General features: G+C 37.1%; 13 protein-coding genes. 5 read left to right on the top strand and 8 right to left on the bottom strand.

What is annotated here, in order from left to right; all coding sequences use genetic code 11:
- Positions 1 to 59: 59 nt before the first annotated feature.
- From IR022_RS01610 to IR022_RS01595, 4 genes are all read right to left on the bottom strand, one after another.
- A complete protein-coding gene (locus IR022_RS01610) occupies positions 60 to 932 on the bottom strand; it encodes a hypothetical protein (RefSeq protein ID WP_194202365.1) in 873 nt (290 codons plus the stop codon).
- Positions 933 to 1,592: 660 nt separating this feature from the next.
- Positions 1,593 to 2,369: a hypothetical protein gene (locus IR022_RS01605; RefSeq protein ID WP_194202364.1), complete on the bottom strand. Its 777-nt coding sequence runs from the start codon at positions 2,367 to 2,369 to the stop codon at positions 1,593 to 1,595.
- Between the two features lie 11 nt (positions 2,370 to 2,380).
- The gene (locus tag IR022_RS01600) at positions 2,381 to 3,118 is read right to left on the bottom strand and encodes a hypothetical protein (protein WP_157258099.1); all 738 of its coding nucleotides are present in this window, start codon (positions 3,116 to 3,118) and stop codon (positions 2,381 to 2,383) included.
- A 16-nt stretch (positions 3,119 to 3,134) separates the two neighbouring features.
- Entirely contained in the window at positions 3,135 to 3,866 is a 732-nt protein-coding gene (locus tag IR022_RS01595; RefSeq protein ID WP_194202363.1) for a hypothetical protein, read from the bottom strand.
- 918 nt (positions 3,867 to 4,784) lie between these two features.
- Here IR022_RS01595 and IR022_RS01590 point away from each other — a divergent pair.
- On the top strand, positions 4,785 to 6,062 hold the full coding sequence (locus IR022_RS01590; RefSeq protein WP_050711350.1) for a hemolysin family protein: 1,278 nt from the start codon (positions 4,785 to 4,787) through the stop codon (positions 6,060 to 6,062).
- A 6-nt stretch (positions 6,063 to 6,068) separates the two neighbouring features.
- On the opposite strand, the gene IR022_RS01585 is transcribed toward IR022_RS01590, so the two are convergent.
- Entirely contained in the window at positions 6,069 to 6,482 is a 414-nt protein-coding gene (locus IR022_RS01585; protein WP_050711349.1) for a BACON domain-containing protein, read from the bottom strand.
- A gap of 339 nt (positions 6,483 to 6,821) precedes the next feature.
- Between IR022_RS01585 and IR022_RS01580 the strand changes: the two genes are divergently transcribed.
- From IR022_RS01580 to IR022_RS01565, 4 genes are all read left to right on the top strand, one after another.
- Entirely contained in the window at positions 6,822 to 8,927 is a 2,106-nt protein-coding gene (locus tag IR022_RS01580) for a TonB-dependent receptor (protein WP_194202362.1), read from the top strand.
- Between the two features lie 326 nt (positions 8,928 to 9,253).
- A complete protein-coding gene (locus tag IR022_RS01575) occupies positions 9,254 to 10,495 on the top strand; it encodes an MFS transporter (protein ID WP_194202361.1) in 1,242 nt (413 codons plus the stop codon).
- Positions 10,473 to 11,840 (top strand): oxygen-independent coproporphyrinogen III oxidase, encoded by a 1,368-nt coding sequence (gene hemN, locus IR022_RS01570; protein WP_194202360.1) that lies wholly within the window; start codon positions 10,473 to 10,475, stop codon positions 11,838 to 11,840. The genes IR022_RS01575 and hemN overlap by 23 nt, the downstream gene beginning before the upstream one ends.
- 43 nt (positions 11,841 to 11,883) lie before the next feature.
- Complete coding sequence (locus IR022_RS01565; protein ID WP_194202359.1) at positions 11,884 to 12,411, top strand: hypothetical protein; 528 nt, start codon at positions 11,884 to 11,886, stop codon at positions 12,409 to 12,411.
- Positions 12,412 to 12,482: 71 nt separating this feature from the next.
- Here IR022_RS01565 and IR022_RS01560 read toward each other — a convergent pair whose 3' ends face one another.
- From IR022_RS01560 to IR022_RS01550, 3 genes are all read right to left on the bottom strand, one after another.
- Complete coding sequence (locus tag IR022_RS01560) at positions 12,483 to 13,259, bottom strand: MBL fold metallo-hydrolase (RefSeq protein WP_194202358.1); 777 nt, start codon at positions 13,257 to 13,259, stop codon at positions 12,483 to 12,485.
- Between the two features lie 76 nt (positions 13,260 to 13,335).
- Positions 13,336 to 14,172 carry a helix-turn-helix domain-containing protein gene (locus IR022_RS01555; RefSeq protein ID WP_194202357.1) on the bottom strand — a complete coding sequence of 279 codons (837 nt, stop codon included), beginning with the start codon at positions 14,170 to 14,172 and terminating at the stop codon, positions 13,336 to 13,338.
- 215 nt (positions 14,173 to 14,387) lie between these two features.
- Positions 14,388 to 15,200, bottom strand: coding sequence for a Bor/Iss family lipoprotein (locus tag IR022_RS01550; RefSeq protein WP_050711342.1), 813 nt, complete (start codon positions 15,198 to 15,200; stop codon positions 14,388 to 14,390).
- Between the last annotated feature and the right edge of the window lie 170 nt (positions 15,201 to 15,370).

The raw sequence follows: 15,370 nt of genomic DNA, 5'->3' as shown, positions 1-15,370 counted from the left end.
GGGGCATAACAATTTATGTTTATTACCATTCCCCTTAAAGACTTACCAAGGCTATAACCTTAGATGTTGTATATGGTTAAACTAGGGAAGTAAATAATATTATCGAACTGTCCCTGAGTAGCATTCAGCCCCATAGCAATATCCCAATCTTTACCCAATCTTTGGCTAGGCTTTACTACAAGAGCATAAATCTCCCCTTTCTTTACATCTGGAACAAAAAGAGAAACGGCAAAAGCATAACGACTCGTTATTGCATAACTTCTCGATCTGTTTACTGCTACTAAAGCATGATCCGAATCTTCGAGTTGAATAACGCCTGCAACTACTTTCTTGATTTTTACTTCGGTCAGAAGCTCTTCAAAAAATACACCATTCAGATTGGGTACTGATATGAGAGGGCTACCAACCGATCCAAACCAACGAAGAGTGAATATATAATTACCATCGGCATTTATTTTTATATAACCGCCATCGGTATTCTCGATGAGGCTACCATCGTCCTCTTTTATTTTATTGAAAAGAACTGCCGATTCTTCGCCCGCTTTGTATGTTATTACCTTCTGAGACGGACTCGTCATCCGATACACCTTACCCGATAACTGAGCTTTAGTAACCCACGAGCCTGCACCATTCTCGTCCGATACCAGATACTTACCATCGCTCACCTCTTCCGAGGGATCTTGTATACGTATAAATGGCTTACCATCGGAGGTGTTTACTTGCAGCTTCGTAGAAGGAGACAAAGTACCAATACCCACATTTCCTTTGGCAGTAACTACTACATCGTCCGAAAAATTTGTGCCAGTACTACCCGTATCTCCTTTAGCATCGAGGTGAAATATGCCTTGGGGATATAAGGTATTTATTCCTACCTGAGCCCTACTGAACCCGATAGATAATAAACTGATAATTAATAGAAAACATTTTCTCATTGTCATAATTATTTTGTGATGTGTTTATAGGTTCGTAAATAAAAAAAAGGCAGCGGCATGTAATCACTACACACCACAGCCAAACATAGTTGTGTCATAGATAAACGGATAGCTCGTGTCGATTTTGAACGACAACAAAAAAACAAATCGGTTACACGAAAGCGTTTACCGAGACAACTATCAATATATTTATTGGGGAAATATTGTAAAACGAAAATAAGTGCGTAAACAAGACGCAATGATAAGAAAAGACAGAAAACTCTACCTGAAAATTTGAAGAATAAGTAGCTTCTTAAATATGTGGAGGCATTACTTAGCTCTCTCTCTCTCTCTCTCTCTCTCTCTCTCTCTCTCTCTCTCTCTCTCTCTCTCTAATATTTCAACACACATATCCAAACCTAAATAGTTAAAATTTAGATTATTACAAATAGATATGTTTGTTAATTTTATTGTCATTATTCTTGTAAAGAGTTATTTAACAGAGGCAAATATAAAGAATAATATTTTATGATACAAAGAATAACATACAATAAACAACACGATACACTCTTACACATTATTTTAAGGAGACACTATAACGACATTAATAAAGGACGGTTAAAAGGGTAAGATTCAGAAAAAATTCACCCTTTTAACTGGCTATTTATTAAACAACTATCCTCATCCACCCACATCAAGACCTAACAAAACAAGTTCTGCCCAAACATGATTAGGTTTAGCAAAAGGTAATGTATCAAGAAAAGGTATTGCCGTATTTTCATCTCTATTTATATTAAACACTTCAAACTCTATACTCAAGGTTTCTGGTGCGGTAAACTCTACATAGGTTGCACTTGCCGACAATGCCCTTATATAAGTTGGACTCATAATCGGGTTGCCATTTCTAAGAAGTCTCACTTCGGCATACTCGCTTACATTCTCTATGTCGCCTGCCATAAAGATAAGATATCTGCCCTTAGGCACAGTAAGACTCGTTGCTGTTGTAGAAGCCCCAAGCTCGGTTTTTAGAGTGGGGGTACCCGATAAGGTAAAGACATTAGAGGATGCATTTATCTCTCCCCAAGCAGCATTATCGAGCCTCCATTCTATTGTTTTATATCTGAGAGCTATTAAGTAGTTTTTCCACGAAGCCTTTCCGTTTTGGTCCGAAGCCAGAATATAATCGGTAAAATCAGTAGTCGAATTATCGGAAAACCTCAGCTTGCCTGTAATATCAAAACTAGCCTGAGGAGTTAAAGTACCCAACCCCACATTACCGTTAGAATCAATGATAATATCATCCGAAAAGTTTGTGCCACCACTCGTATTACCCTGAGCATCTATGTGGAAAACACCGAGAGGGCTGATTGTATTTACTCCCACCTGCGCATAACAGCAAACAGGTAAAAGAATAAGAAAAGAATATATATATATTCGTAAATTTAAAGGAAATACCATACAAAATATTTTTAAATGTTTTCGAGCTGAATAATAGTTGTTACATAACTATAACCAGTTTTAAATGGAAGATTAGTGTACGAAGGAGTGTCAACATCAATATGAGTAAAATTGAGTTGCAACTTAGTAGGTGCTTCTAACATAAAGATAAACGACCCGCCGCCCAATGAATTTACAGCCATCAGCGAGTGTGTAATAATACCATCCATTAGTATATCAACCGTTCCATATTCGGTCATTGCCTGATCGCCATTAGCCGAAAACAAGTATCTCCCTGCGGGCAAAGTGAGTACACCTGCACTTTCGGAGCAACCCACAATCTCGTTTCTCAACAAAGCTGAGGTAGCTTGCAAAGGATCGTAGATCGGTTTACTGACCCCATAATCCTCAAAATCTTGTGACCCCGATAATCTCCAAACTACATATCTATTGACAATCACTCTTTGCCAAGATGCTATGCCATCAGCATTACTAACCAATACATAGCCGTCTCTCTGAGTACCATCATTCATTCTGAAGGTTCCATTGATCGATAAGTTAGATGCAGGGTTAGTGGTTCCAACCCCCAAATATCCCTGCGAAGACACCACAACATCATCCGTTGTATTACTGCTTCCTGAGGTATTTCTCTTAGCATCAATATGTAGTAAGCTTGAGCTTAAGGGAGATTCTGTGTTAATTCCTATCTGAGCACTGACTACTCCCGAAAAGAGAATAAACAGAACAGATAAATATGCATTCTTTATCATAATTTGAGGCATAATATTATTGTAGTTGTATGATTTTAATTTCTATCTCATAATTCACGTTAGAGAATGGCGGATAGTCAAAATAGGTTATTTCGGCAGTATATCTTTTAGCTACCACTTGCACTCTTATCTCTTCGGCAGTTTCCGCCAGAAAGGAGACCGATTGACCAACCATTTTCCCTCGGTATATGTTTGATAAAAAATAGCTGTCATCCGCCTTATGAAGCATTACTTGTCCGTATTCATCCAAACCCAAAAGATCAAAGTCAACAATCACCAGATAAAGTCCCGAATCTATTTTTATTCTGCCATCATCTGTTGCGGTCAGATTTAATTCATTTACCGAAAACGTAAACGGAGCCTCACATGGCAGCAAAGCTGTACCCACGGTTTCAAATACTCCTGACGCTTTACATATCGACATGCGATTGACCTTCGTTACCGGATTGTCTTGCCATGTACCAACCCCAATATTATTGGAGGTCAGAATATACTTATCATTTTCATTCGAATTTGTAATGCTTAAACTACCAACAACGTCCACTTTTGTTTTCGGAGAAAGAGTACCAATTCCCAGATTACCTTGCGAATCGACAAGAATATCATCCGAGATATTACTAGTACCTATAGTATTAGCTTTTGCATCGATATGGAAAATACCTTGAGGATTCTTCGTATTTATTCCTACCTGAGATCGACAGATCCCGATAGATAATAAACCAATAATTAATAGAAAACATTTTCTCATTATCATAATTATTTTGAAATGTGTTTATAGGATTTTAAATAAAAAAAAGGCAGCGGCATGTAATCACTACACGCCACAGCCAGATATAGCTGTGCCATAGGCAAACGGATAGCTCGTGTCGATTTTGAACGACAACAAAAAAACAAATCAGTTACACGAAAGCGTTTACCGAGACAACTATCAATATATTTATTGGGGAAATATTGTAAAGCTAAAAAACAAGCGTAAAAAAGACGCAATGATAAAAAAAGACAGAAAATTCTGTCTGGAAATTTGAAGAATAAATAATTATTTAAGCGGGGAGAGGTATTATCTCTCTCTCTCTCTCTCTCTCTCTCTCTCTCTCTCTCTCTCTCTCTCTCTCTAATATTTCAACGCACATAGCCAAACCTAAACCGTTAAAATTTAAATTATTACAAAGAGATATGTGTGTTAAATTTATAGCCATTACTTATGTAAAGAGTTATTTTACAGAGGCAAATATAAAGAATAATTTTGATTATAGGATGCAAAAACTCCTTTTTCGTTAAAAAGACTAAGATATTATTGATAAGCTGGTTTAATTCCTCCTCAATTATTTTGGACTAAAAAATCAAGACAAACAAGACCGTATACCTCTGTTTAACATCAAGATACACTTACATATCTCACCACTAAACGAATCTTTTCGTTTCACTCATCATCAGAAGTGCTGAATATCTCTTTTATTTTATTTATTTTTTATTTTAACAGACCCAAAATTGAGACTTATTATAGATTTTCCTACCTGCTTTTTAAACCTAAATGATCAAGAATCGGCAAATTAGGACAAATAGCACTTCAAAAAATCAAGATAAAAAGACTATTTTTACAACACTATCATTCCTCAGACGTTATACTCAAAGGGGATATGATAGCCTATATAATTAAGTCATAAAAATGGATATTCTTATTATTGTTGTTCTAATACTTATAAACGGGTTATTTTCGATGTCCGAAATAGCCATAATTTCAGCACGAAAGTCGAAACTCAACAGCGATGCTAAACTAGGTAACCCAAAAGCTGCCGCCGCATTGAAACTTGCCAACGAACCCGACAAATTTTTATCGACCGTACAAATAGGTATCACACTTGTTGGTATAGTTACAGGTATTTATTCGGGCGATGTGCTGGCTAAAGACATGGTTATGCTACTCAACAAATGGGGCATATCAGGACCATATATTCCACATATTTCACAAATTTTCATTGTATTATTCGTAACCTATCTCACTCTAATCTTCGGGGAGTTAGTTCCTAAAAGAATAGGCTTAAGCATATCCGAGCGCATTGCACAAGCCGTAGCCCGCCCGATGTATCTACTATCGGTAGCAGCAACGCCTTTTGTTTGGTTATTATCAAAAAGCACCTCACTAGTAGTAAGAGCTATGAATCTGAATGTGAGAGGAAATAAAGTTACCGAAGAGGAAATAAGATCTATCATACAAGAAGGAACCAAAGACGGAGTGGTAGACAAAGTAGAGCAGGATATTGTAGAACGTGTTTTTTCGTTAGGCGATCGCGATCTCGAATCGATTATGACTCACCACAGCGATATAGTATGGATAGATACCAAAATGTCTACCGCTGAGATATATAAATTTTTACAGGAAAAACCGTTCGATGTATATCCCGTTGCACACAAAGACCTCGATAATATTATAGGCGTCGTATATTTAAAAGATCTGTTTGGTAAAATAGAGAAAGAAGACTTTAACATTGAGAGTGTTACAAGACCCTGCCATTACTTTCCCGAAAATATAGGTGTATATACTGCTCTGGAACAGATGAAAACCAACCATGTACAATATGCGCTGATCTGCGACGAATTTGGCAGTATACAAGGCATTGTTACATTGACCGATATTCTGGAAGCACTCGTAGGTAACATTCCCGATATACATGAAGAACCCGATATTGTTGAGCGAAAAGACGGAGGCTGGTTAGTAGACGGGCAATGTCCGTTTTATAACTTTCTCACCTTTTTCGAAAAAGAGTATCTATATACTCAAAACGATTATAATACGATAAGTGGACTTATTCTCGATTTACTGCAACATATTCCACAAACGGGAGAAATAATAGAATGGAATGATTTTACTTTCGAAATAGTAGATATGGACGGCGCACGTATAGATAAGGTATTGGTATCTCTTAATTCGGCAGAAGAGTTTTAAAACGGTTTAATATCTGCCCAATTGATTTACATCAATATAATCAAAGTAATCGCCTGCTTCTAATGTGATTTTTATATTTCGGTCTTTGCTCGATCTGTTTTCAGAAACTCGCACAATCAGTTTTTGATTATCGCATCTTTCAATAGAAAACCAATCTCCATTGATTGCAAAATTTTCTTTTTCAGTCTCAACCGGATTGAATACCAGATAATTTCCGTTTACCGAAATATCATTCACCCACCACCAAGTACCTTTTGTGGTGATAATAATAGAATCGTTAGATGCCGAAAAATCGGCTTTACGTGTAGATAATTTTATGGAATCGTTCATTTTACCGATCGAACGTTCTCCCTCTAAGCAAGAAGAAGCACTTACAACAAAAGCAGCTAAGAGCAATCCTAAGAAATAACGTGTTTTCATAAGTTTGTATATAATCTTAATATCTTAATAATAGGTCCTCGGCAATAAAGACTTTTTCTCTCTCCTATATACTAGATGGAAAAAATATAGAAAGTTGCATAAATAGATCGTGTTTTTTGTGTTTTTTTCACAACCTCGCTATTTAAGCCGTCTGCAACCACTTTATTACTATCAATTATTACCAAAATCAAATAAAACTCTCATATATTCCGAGAAAATAAGAGAGTTTTACACCTTAAAATCATTTTCACTACATTTAGTGATTGGTTAGCCTCAAAGTCTTTAATACTTTTGCATACAACTAAAAAACGGTTCCTTTAACTCAAAATATTATAATTAATGAAAAAATACAGCATTCTTATGTTGCTGCTAATTTATATCTGCAATACCAGTAATCTAAGCGCCGAAGAAATTTTAATACCGAAAGATTCCATAGTAATGTCTTATACAGGCGAAGAAGTTGTAATCGAAGCCTTCAAAAGTAATACCAATCTATCGCAATTGCCCATATCGGCAACCCTGCTGTCGGATCAGATTATCAAAGAACGAAATATCACCAATATAAAAGAAATCAATGCCTTTGTACCCAATCTATTTATACCCGATTATGGTTCGAAGATGACTTCGCCCGCATACATTAGAGGTATAGGATCGCGTATCAATGCACCTTCGGTAGGATTGTATGTAGATGGAGTACCCTACTTCGACCGATCGACATTCGATATAGATATGACTGATATTGAGCGTGTAGAAGTTCTACGCGGACCGCAAGGAACTATCTACGGACGAAATACGATGGGGGGTATTATAAACGTTTACACCAAATCGCCCTATAAATACAAAGAAACAAACATACATCTGGGTGCAGGAAACTATAACAGTTACGACTTGGGAGCTTCTCACTACGGTAATATAAACAATACCTTCGGATACTCACTCTCTGGAAACGTATTTCACACAGGAGGATTCTTTACAAATAAATATACGGGAGATAAAGCCGATCCGATGGATGCAGCAAACGGTCGTATGCGACTCAGCTGGAAGCTTGCCCCTAAATTATCGATGCACTTGGTTTCAGCTTACGAGTATTCCGATCAGGGAGGATATCCATACGGTATATATAATGCAGAAAACAATACAGTAGGGCAGGTTAATTACAACGAACCATCGTCGTACCTACGTAATATGTCTACTAACGGATTGAATGTAGAGTATGCTACCGAAAAATTCAAATTAGGGTCGATGTCTTCATTTCAATTTTATGACGGAAAGCAACGCATAGATCAAGACTTTACAGAGAAAGACTTGTATTTTGTAGACTTCTATCAAAGACAGCGTATGTATTCGCAAGAAATCAATATCAAATCGACTACGAAAAGCAATTACCAATGGCAGTTCGGAACATTCGGTTTTCATCAAAGCTACAATACAGACAATGATGTAGATAACAGATCGACAAATACACATACCCTGCAAAATGCAAGCAACCCCACCAAAGGAGCAGCGCTGTATCACCAATCCATCATTAACAATCTGTTTACAGAGGGATTATCGCTTACACTGGGACTTAGATACGACTGGGAAGAAACCAGAATGCATACTATTGCTAAAAGTCGCAAACCGGATAATACCGTCGTAGAAACAACCAACAAAAGAGATAAGGACAGCTATTCGCAATGGACACCCAAAGCGGCATTGCAATATAGTTTCCGCAACAATCAAATAGTGTATTTTTCAGTCTCAAAAGGTTTCAAAACAGGTGGATTCAATACAACCGCCGTAAGTGAAACAGATCGTACATACAAATCGGAAACGAGCTGGAATTACGAAATAGGCACAAAGGGTAGCTACTTTGATAAGTTACTCGACGCAGAAATCAGCCTCTTTTATATTGATTGGAGAGATCAGCAAGTTTCGCAAAACCAAGCTACCGGAACAGGTTACATATTACGTAATGCAGGAAAATCGGCAAGTAAAGGACTAGAGGTTACTACTCAGATAAACCCTCTTGAAAATCTGAATTTCCAGATAACTTACGGATATACACATGCCTCATTCAAGGAATACATATATAATACGAAAGAAAACATCGACTATTCGGGCAACTTTCTGCCTATGGTTCCCCGACATACTTTTTCTACAGCTGCCAACTATACTATCAGATTAAAAAGCGATCTGTTAGATAAAGTAATTCTTAACGGACAATATACAGCTTTGGGTAAAATCTATTGGAATGAAGACAATAAGGCTTCGCAGCCTTTTTACGGAATATTTAATGCGCGAGCATCGTTTGTGAAAAACAAAGTATCTTTCGACTTCTGGTCTAAAAACATTGGAGGTAAAGAGTATGTTTCCTATTACTTCTATAATTCACTAGCAAAAGAATCATTTGCACAGGCAGGAAAACCATTTACTTGCGGTGTAGATTTTCGACTGAAATTCTAAGGACTTCAGACCTTTTCGAAGTAATTAATTTAATACAAAATAGTTTTTTACTTCCGCAAAATAACTCTTTATATTACCCCCTCATTCGTTGTAGACAGATGAGGGGGTATTTAGTCTTCTACCCTGTTTGTACATCGGAGGCGCTGAATACTTACTCATTAGCCATTATTAAACCAACGCTGCCCCTTTTTTCTGCGAACAATTCTAAATTAGTCCCCACAAATTCATATAATGCAGCATTTCACCACATGTAGTGATTGGCAAGCCCGATTGTATTTTGTATTTTTGTGAATCTTAGAAATGATCACTAGAATTGACCTTTTGAAATGAATATAAATAAGAACCTGCAAAATGGGGGTAAGCTCTTCACGTTTTTGAGCCTATACATAGCTCAGAGCATACCAATGAGCTTCTTTTCTACCATTCTGCCGGTATTGATGCGACAGCAAGATTATTCGCTCGAAACTATCGGGATGCTTCAGTTTCTGAAGTTACCTTGGGTTCTTAAATTTCTGTGGTCACCAGCCATTGATAGAAGTTGTCACACTCTTACGGACTATAAACGATGGATATTCTCATCAGAACTGGTTTATGCAGTCATTATTCTGGCGATCTCCTTTCTCGATCTCGAGACCAATATATACACCATCATTATTCTGATTATTTTTGCCTTTATAGCATCTGCCACTCAGGACATTGCAACCGATGCTCTCGCAGTACTTTCGTTCAGTAAAAAGGACAAAGGTATGGTAAACAGTATGCAATCGGTAGGTAGTTTTGCAGGAGCAATGATTGGTGGAGGCGTACTACTTTTACTTTATCACAAACTGGGATGGAATCAACTACTACCCTATTTGGCAATATTTGTAGTAGTAGCACTTATTCCCCTCATGTTTTTCAAAAAGACACAAGTAGAAGAACCTCACGAAAGAAAGAAATATGCTCCGCCCCACCCTGATGACCTACTTGGTTTTTTCAAACAAAAAGGCATCTGGAAACAAGTACTATTTTTGTTTCTATACTATGCAGGATTGATTGGAACACTTGCCATGCTAAAACCTTTATTGGTTGATTATGGGTATAGTATGAAACAAATAGGCGTAATGTCGGGCGTTATCGGAACGTCCATCGGTTGTGTCGGCTCACTTACAGGAGGATTCATCGTCCGCAAAATAGGATGCTTTATACCACGTATCGTATTCGCCATCTGCATATTGGTAACCACTATATATTTCTATCTGCTGGTTACACAGTTCACTGTAAATACAGCAACTCTTCACCTCGGAATCACCATGCTATGGGGTAGTTATGGTATGGCTACAATTGTAGTTTACACCACAGCTATGTATTGCGTACGCGAAGGATATGAAGGTACAGACTTCACCCTGCAAACCGTTATTACCCACCTCAGTGGAATGCTCATGGCAGCAGGAGCAGGTAAAATTGCAGGTATGTATGGTTATGCAAATCTGTTTTTATTCGAAAGTTGTATAGCCGTAGTCTCATTGTTGTACATTCTGGCAACATTCAAAAACGAAAAGAAAAATGAAACAAGAATTATTAGATAAATACAGCGTTGCTGTACCCCGATATACAAGCTATCCGCCTGCTAATTTCTTTAACGACAGTTTTGCCGTTACCGATTACCGAGAGGCAATAGAGGCATCGAACACGCAACAACCCGAACATATATCGTTTTACATTCATATACCGTTTTGCTATAAAATGTGTCACTATTGCGGATGCAACGCTATGCTTTTGGAAAACAAAACCGTAGTTGCCGCCTATATGGATGCTTTGAAACGCGAGATAGAAATGGTATTGCCTCTACTCGATCATAACCGTAAAATATCACAGATACATTACGGTGGAGGTAGTCCAACATCTCAGCCCGTAGCCATGTTGAAAGAAATAAACAAGATGCTACTCGAAGGATTCGAGACCATAGACCGTCCCGAAATAGCCATAGAATGCCATCCCGGATATTTAGATGAGGCATATTGGAACGATTTGATTGATGCAGGCTTCAACCGTATCAGCATTGGCATACAAGATTTTAATGAAGATGTACTGAAGGCTTCGAACCGCAAACCTTCTAAAATGCCTGTTGCCGACATTGTACGTTTGCTAAAATCAAAAGGTGTTGCTGTTAATATGGACTTCATCTATGGATTGCCTTTGCAAACTGCCGACTCTTTTGCCGACACCATTAAACAAGCAATAGAAATACAACCCGATAGATTGGTTACCTTTTCGTATGCTCATGTGCCTTGGGTAAATCCTGCAATGATGAATCTCGAAAAACTTGGTTTGCCTACACCTCAGGACAAGAACAAAATATACGAAACAGCCAAACATTTGTTGAACGACGCGGGATACAAAACAGTAGGTCTCGATCACTTCGTACAACCGAATGACGAACTATATATCGCTCAAAAAACAAAAGCCTTGCATCGTAACTTCCAAGGATATTGCACACGCCGTACCACAGGGCAGGTATACGCCTTTGGTGTAACGGGTATCAGCCAATTGACCGCTGCATACAGCCAGAATACAAAAGACTTGAAGAAATACATAGAGCAGGTAAACAAAGGAGAACTTCCTGTACTGAAAGGTTACAGACTTAATAATGATGAGCAAATAACCCGCGAAGTAATCACTTCATTGATGTGTAATTACGAAATAGTTTGGGCAGACCTAGCTTCACTTCTAAATGTATCGGTTGAAGAAATAAAGAATGCTCTCAATTATAACGAAGATAATCTGAAAACTTTTGCTGAAGATGGCATCATAGAGTTTAATTCGGATTATATAAAGATTTTGCCCGATGCTACACCCTTCGTCCGTAATATTGCGGCATCATTAGACAAATTGATGATGAACACCGATAAGCGATTTTCGAAGGTAGGGTAAAGATTCTCAATACAGCAAACACACATAAAAGCAACTAACTACTATGACTAAAAAAGACCTTATAAGACTGCTTCTCAAATTGATGGGAATCCTAGTACTCCTCAATTCTCTGCCTCTTTTTATTGGACAGATTTTAATGTTTCGTGAGCTTGATAGCTGGGAAATGATTCTATATATGGCACTCGTACTTACTCTTACCTTTGCCTTTTCGTCTTGGCTTGTTTTTTATCCGGATAGTATTATCAATTTCTTTAAACTCGACAAAGGTTTTGATGATGACCAAATAAAGTTAGATCAATTAAAATCAGAGAAACTAATCAACGTTGTTGTTCTTATCATTGGAGGTATGTTTATACTTCACAGTTTTGCTCCATTTCTTGTCGAAATCGGTCAAAAAATTTATGGTTCGGTATCAGAAGGGCAGTCTATTTTTCCCGTTTTCGAAGAATCCGATAACACTAGGTTATATACCAACATTATTGAACTTTGTTTGGGGGCTTTTCTTATTACCAACTACTCCGCAATCACTCGTTTTATTGCTAAAAAGAACAAGGATAACCAAGCTGCATAAACAAAAGAATACTTACACTATACTATTAGTCCTAAAGAAGTTATAGAGGATACAAAATAGAGAGTCGGAAATTAAACCTCTCTATTTCCGTATCCCTTAAATTTATTATACTCTTCAATATCATGATAACCAAACACATCAATTTCGGGATGTTCGGTTACCAACTTTCTTATTCTATTTAGAGTTTCGATTCGTAGCTCATTGTCATCGGCTCTCATTTTTGCTAATTCGTTTACAGGATGAACAGTATCTTCCAACTCAACCCTAAGATAATAGGCGTCACCTACATAGAACAACCATTTATTCATGTACTTTATTGCAACACCACAATGTCCATAAGTATGTCCGAATAGCGGAATAAGAAAGATATCCATATCCAATCGCAGATCAATTCGTCTGGCTTCGAAACCAGACCAGTTGTCATCTGATTGTTTATATGTTTCAATTTGTGGATTGTGAGATAAAGGAGTTTTCAAATACCTTGGATTACCCGATTGATAATTATCGTACTCTTCAATTCCGACATGGATTGTAGCATTGGGAAAATCAGCCAGTCCTCCAATATGATCATTATCCAAATGAGAAACAATACAATCTGTTACACTTTTCGGATTTAGTCCCAGACCTTCAATTTGCCTTATAGCAGTCCACTCTTCATTGAAGCGAAAACCTACCATATCTATTAACTCATTTCCAATTCTTTCATTGGGTTGTTGCGTGTCTATAAGTCCAACACCTGCATCAATAAGAATAAGTCTGTTTTCGGTTTCCAACAGCAAGCAATGTCCAATAGCTCTACCCACAGGTGACTGAATTTCGACACAGTTTAGGTGATGTATTTTTACCATATTAAATTAATATTATTTACGGAACAAAGTAAAACTAATAGAAGTATTTAAAATAGAACTGTGACGACATTTGCAATCAGTCCTTCACTATACGCAAGGGCATCAATGAACAGTTGCTCTTTTGAAGAAATGGTTGTGATGTAGTAATCGACTTCAAAAACTCTTTCGGGCTATAGCCCGAAAAGAGTTTAAACTCCCTGCTGAAATGAGATTGATCGGCATAATTAAGCCTGTAACCAATATCACTCAACTTATCGTACTGCTTATTTTGCAGTAAATGAATAGATTTCTGGAATTTAATAATTCGTATATAATTCTCAGGACTCACTCCTGCATACTCTTTGAATCTCCGCTGAAATTGTCTTCTCGAAATATTAAAATAAGAAGATAAAACCTCTGAGTCAATTTCCGTTGTCTTTTGCATTATCAAACTAATGCTTGTGTCAATAACCTTATCCTGCTTATATTTCACAATTTGTTGAAACAGACGTTCGCTAAATAACTGAATAACATCTTTTGGATCAGGAGTATTGAGTAATTGATCTTCGAATTGTCGAGGAAAAAAATATTCCGCATCAAGAATAGAATCGGTAAGCTCTGATGTATCTATCGAAAACAGACTTTTAAAAGCAGTAGGCTGAAAATTGACTCCAAAAATAAAAGAATCGTCCGCAATCTGATTTATACATGGACTTGTACTCTGCCCATAAACAAACGATATGGGTAAGGGAAAGCCGCCTGCACTCAAAACAGATGAGCGACCGTTGCAATGTTGAAAAATAATACCCGGTGCTCCGTCTGACAAAATTCTGAACGTATCAGAACTATGACTCGGACTTTGTAAACTAGTATACCAAAATTGCCTTATCACATGCTTAAGTTCGTCCCAAGGTTCAATTGTTACAATAGCCATTCTTAAATCAATTTTATGAATCTTAAAACAAGCACCTCGTCCTGCTTTCTATACATTGTAAACATACGAAATTATCTTTCTGACTCTTATTTTTCAATCAAAAAAAAGAAAAAAAATACAGATTATATTTCTGACAAACAGAAGCTTAATCATAAAAATAAAAAGTGCCCGAATAGAAATATTCGGACACTTTTTTATATGGATGAAGTGAAGTATTATCTCTTCACTATTTTTTCTACTTCACTTACCTTGCTTTCGATTACTAATCCGCTAGGTAATTTAAGCTCTATTTTATTTTCATCACCAGCAGGATGAGTTACTATACCATCCATTCTTGCACCATTTTTATAATAAACAGTTGCTTTGTACGAATCCGACTGAGCTTGTTTTACTTCTCTTGCAGGAGTTACCGGAGCAGCAGCTTCGTATTGTTTTTGTACTTGTGGTTGAACTTGTCTCACAGGAGCTTCCGTTGGATACTCACGTGGAGCTGTTGCTGGTTTGCTGTATTGAGAATTTCTTTGTACAGGTTGAGCAGGAGCATATTCGTCATTACGAGTATCTTGTTGTCTGTTAACTCTTTGTACAGGAGCAGGCTCTTCTACAAGATAACGTCCTTGTTCACTACCTCTTACAGGCTCTTCATTTCTTACTCGTTCGTAAGAACTACGGTTTTGTGATGGTCTTTGATCACGATAATCGTAGCCATATTCGTCAATAGGTATGTAATAAGATGTTGTTGTAGGAGTATAAATTCCAAAAGTTAACGAGCTAACAAGCCCATTCACAAAAGATTGGTTTGTTTTAATCATATACCTAGTTCTATCACCCACATAATCATCACCTCTCATACTAGCATTTCCTAGTGGTACAAGTCCCCATAGTATATGGTGATTCCATTCCGAATTGATTTTAACCATTGGTTGTCTTGGAGAAAGATCACCTACTGTAATCTTAGTAGTATAGCACGAAGAGAAAGAAACGGCAATAAGAATGCCGATCAAAAAGAATTTTGATTTACTTACCATTTTAAATGATTTGAGCTTTTGTTAAAGATGTTAGTTGTCATAAATTTAGCCACCAAAGATACTTTTTTATTTACAGTTAGTAATACTTTTTTAACTTCTTTCGCTCTTTTTTCATTAAATAGAGACAAAAAAAGACACATAAAGGCATTTTATGCAGATTTTCACGTCCA

The sequence above is a fragment of the Dysgonomonas sp. GY617 genome (assembly GCF_015233815.1).
Taxonomy (GTDB): Bacteria; Bacteroidota; Bacteroidia; order Bacteroidales; family Dysgonomonadaceae; genus Dysgonomonas_A.
This window is presented reverse-complemented; position numbering and strand designations above follow the sequence as displayed.

Coding starts and splice junctions, on each gene's coding strand:
- IR022_RS01610 (WP_194202365.1), bottom strand. CDS start 932: ATGAGAAAATGTTTTCTATTAATTATCAGTTTATTATCTATCGGGTTC.
- IR022_RS01605 (WP_194202364.1), bottom strand. CDS start 2,369: ATGGTATTTCCTTTAAATTTACGAATATATATATATTCTTTTCTTATT.
- IR022_RS01600 (WP_157258099.1), bottom strand. CDS start 3,118: ATGATAAAGAATGCATATTTATCTGTTCTGTTTATTCTCTTTTCGGGA.
- IR022_RS01595 (WP_194202363.1), bottom strand. CDS start 3,866: ATGAGAAAATGTTTTCTATTAATTATTGGTTTATTATCTATCGGGATC.
- IR022_RS01590 (WP_050711350.1), top strand. CDS start 4,785: ATGGATATTCTTATTATTGTTGTTCTAATACTTATAAACGGGTTATTT.
- IR022_RS01585 (WP_050711349.1), bottom strand. CDS start 6,482: ATGAAAACACGTTATTTCTTAGGATTGCTCTTAGCTGCTTTTGTTGTA.
- IR022_RS01580 (WP_194202362.1), top strand. CDS start 6,822: ATGAAAAAATACAGCATTCTTATGTTGCTGCTAATTTATATCTGCAAT.
- IR022_RS01575 (WP_194202361.1), top strand. CDS start 9,254: ATGAATATAAATAAGAACCTGCAAAATGGGGGTAAGCTCTTCACGTTT.
- hemN (WP_194202360.1), top strand. CDS start 10,473: ATGAAACAAGAATTATTAGATAAATACAGCGTTGCTGTACCCCGATAT.
- IR022_RS01565 (WP_194202359.1), top strand. CDS start 11,884: ATGACTAAAAAAGACCTTATAAGACTGCTTCTCAAATTGATGGGAATC.
- IR022_RS01560 (WP_194202358.1), bottom strand. CDS start 13,259: ATGGTAAAAATACATCACCTAAACTGTGTCGAAATTCAGTCACCTGTG.
- IR022_RS01555 (WP_194202357.1), bottom strand. CDS start 14,172: ATGGCTATTGTAACAATTGAACCTTGGGACGAACTTAAGCATGTGATA.
- IR022_RS01550 (WP_050711342.1), bottom strand. CDS start 15,200: ATGGTAAGTAAATCAAAATTCTTTTTGATCGGCATTCTTATTGCCGTT.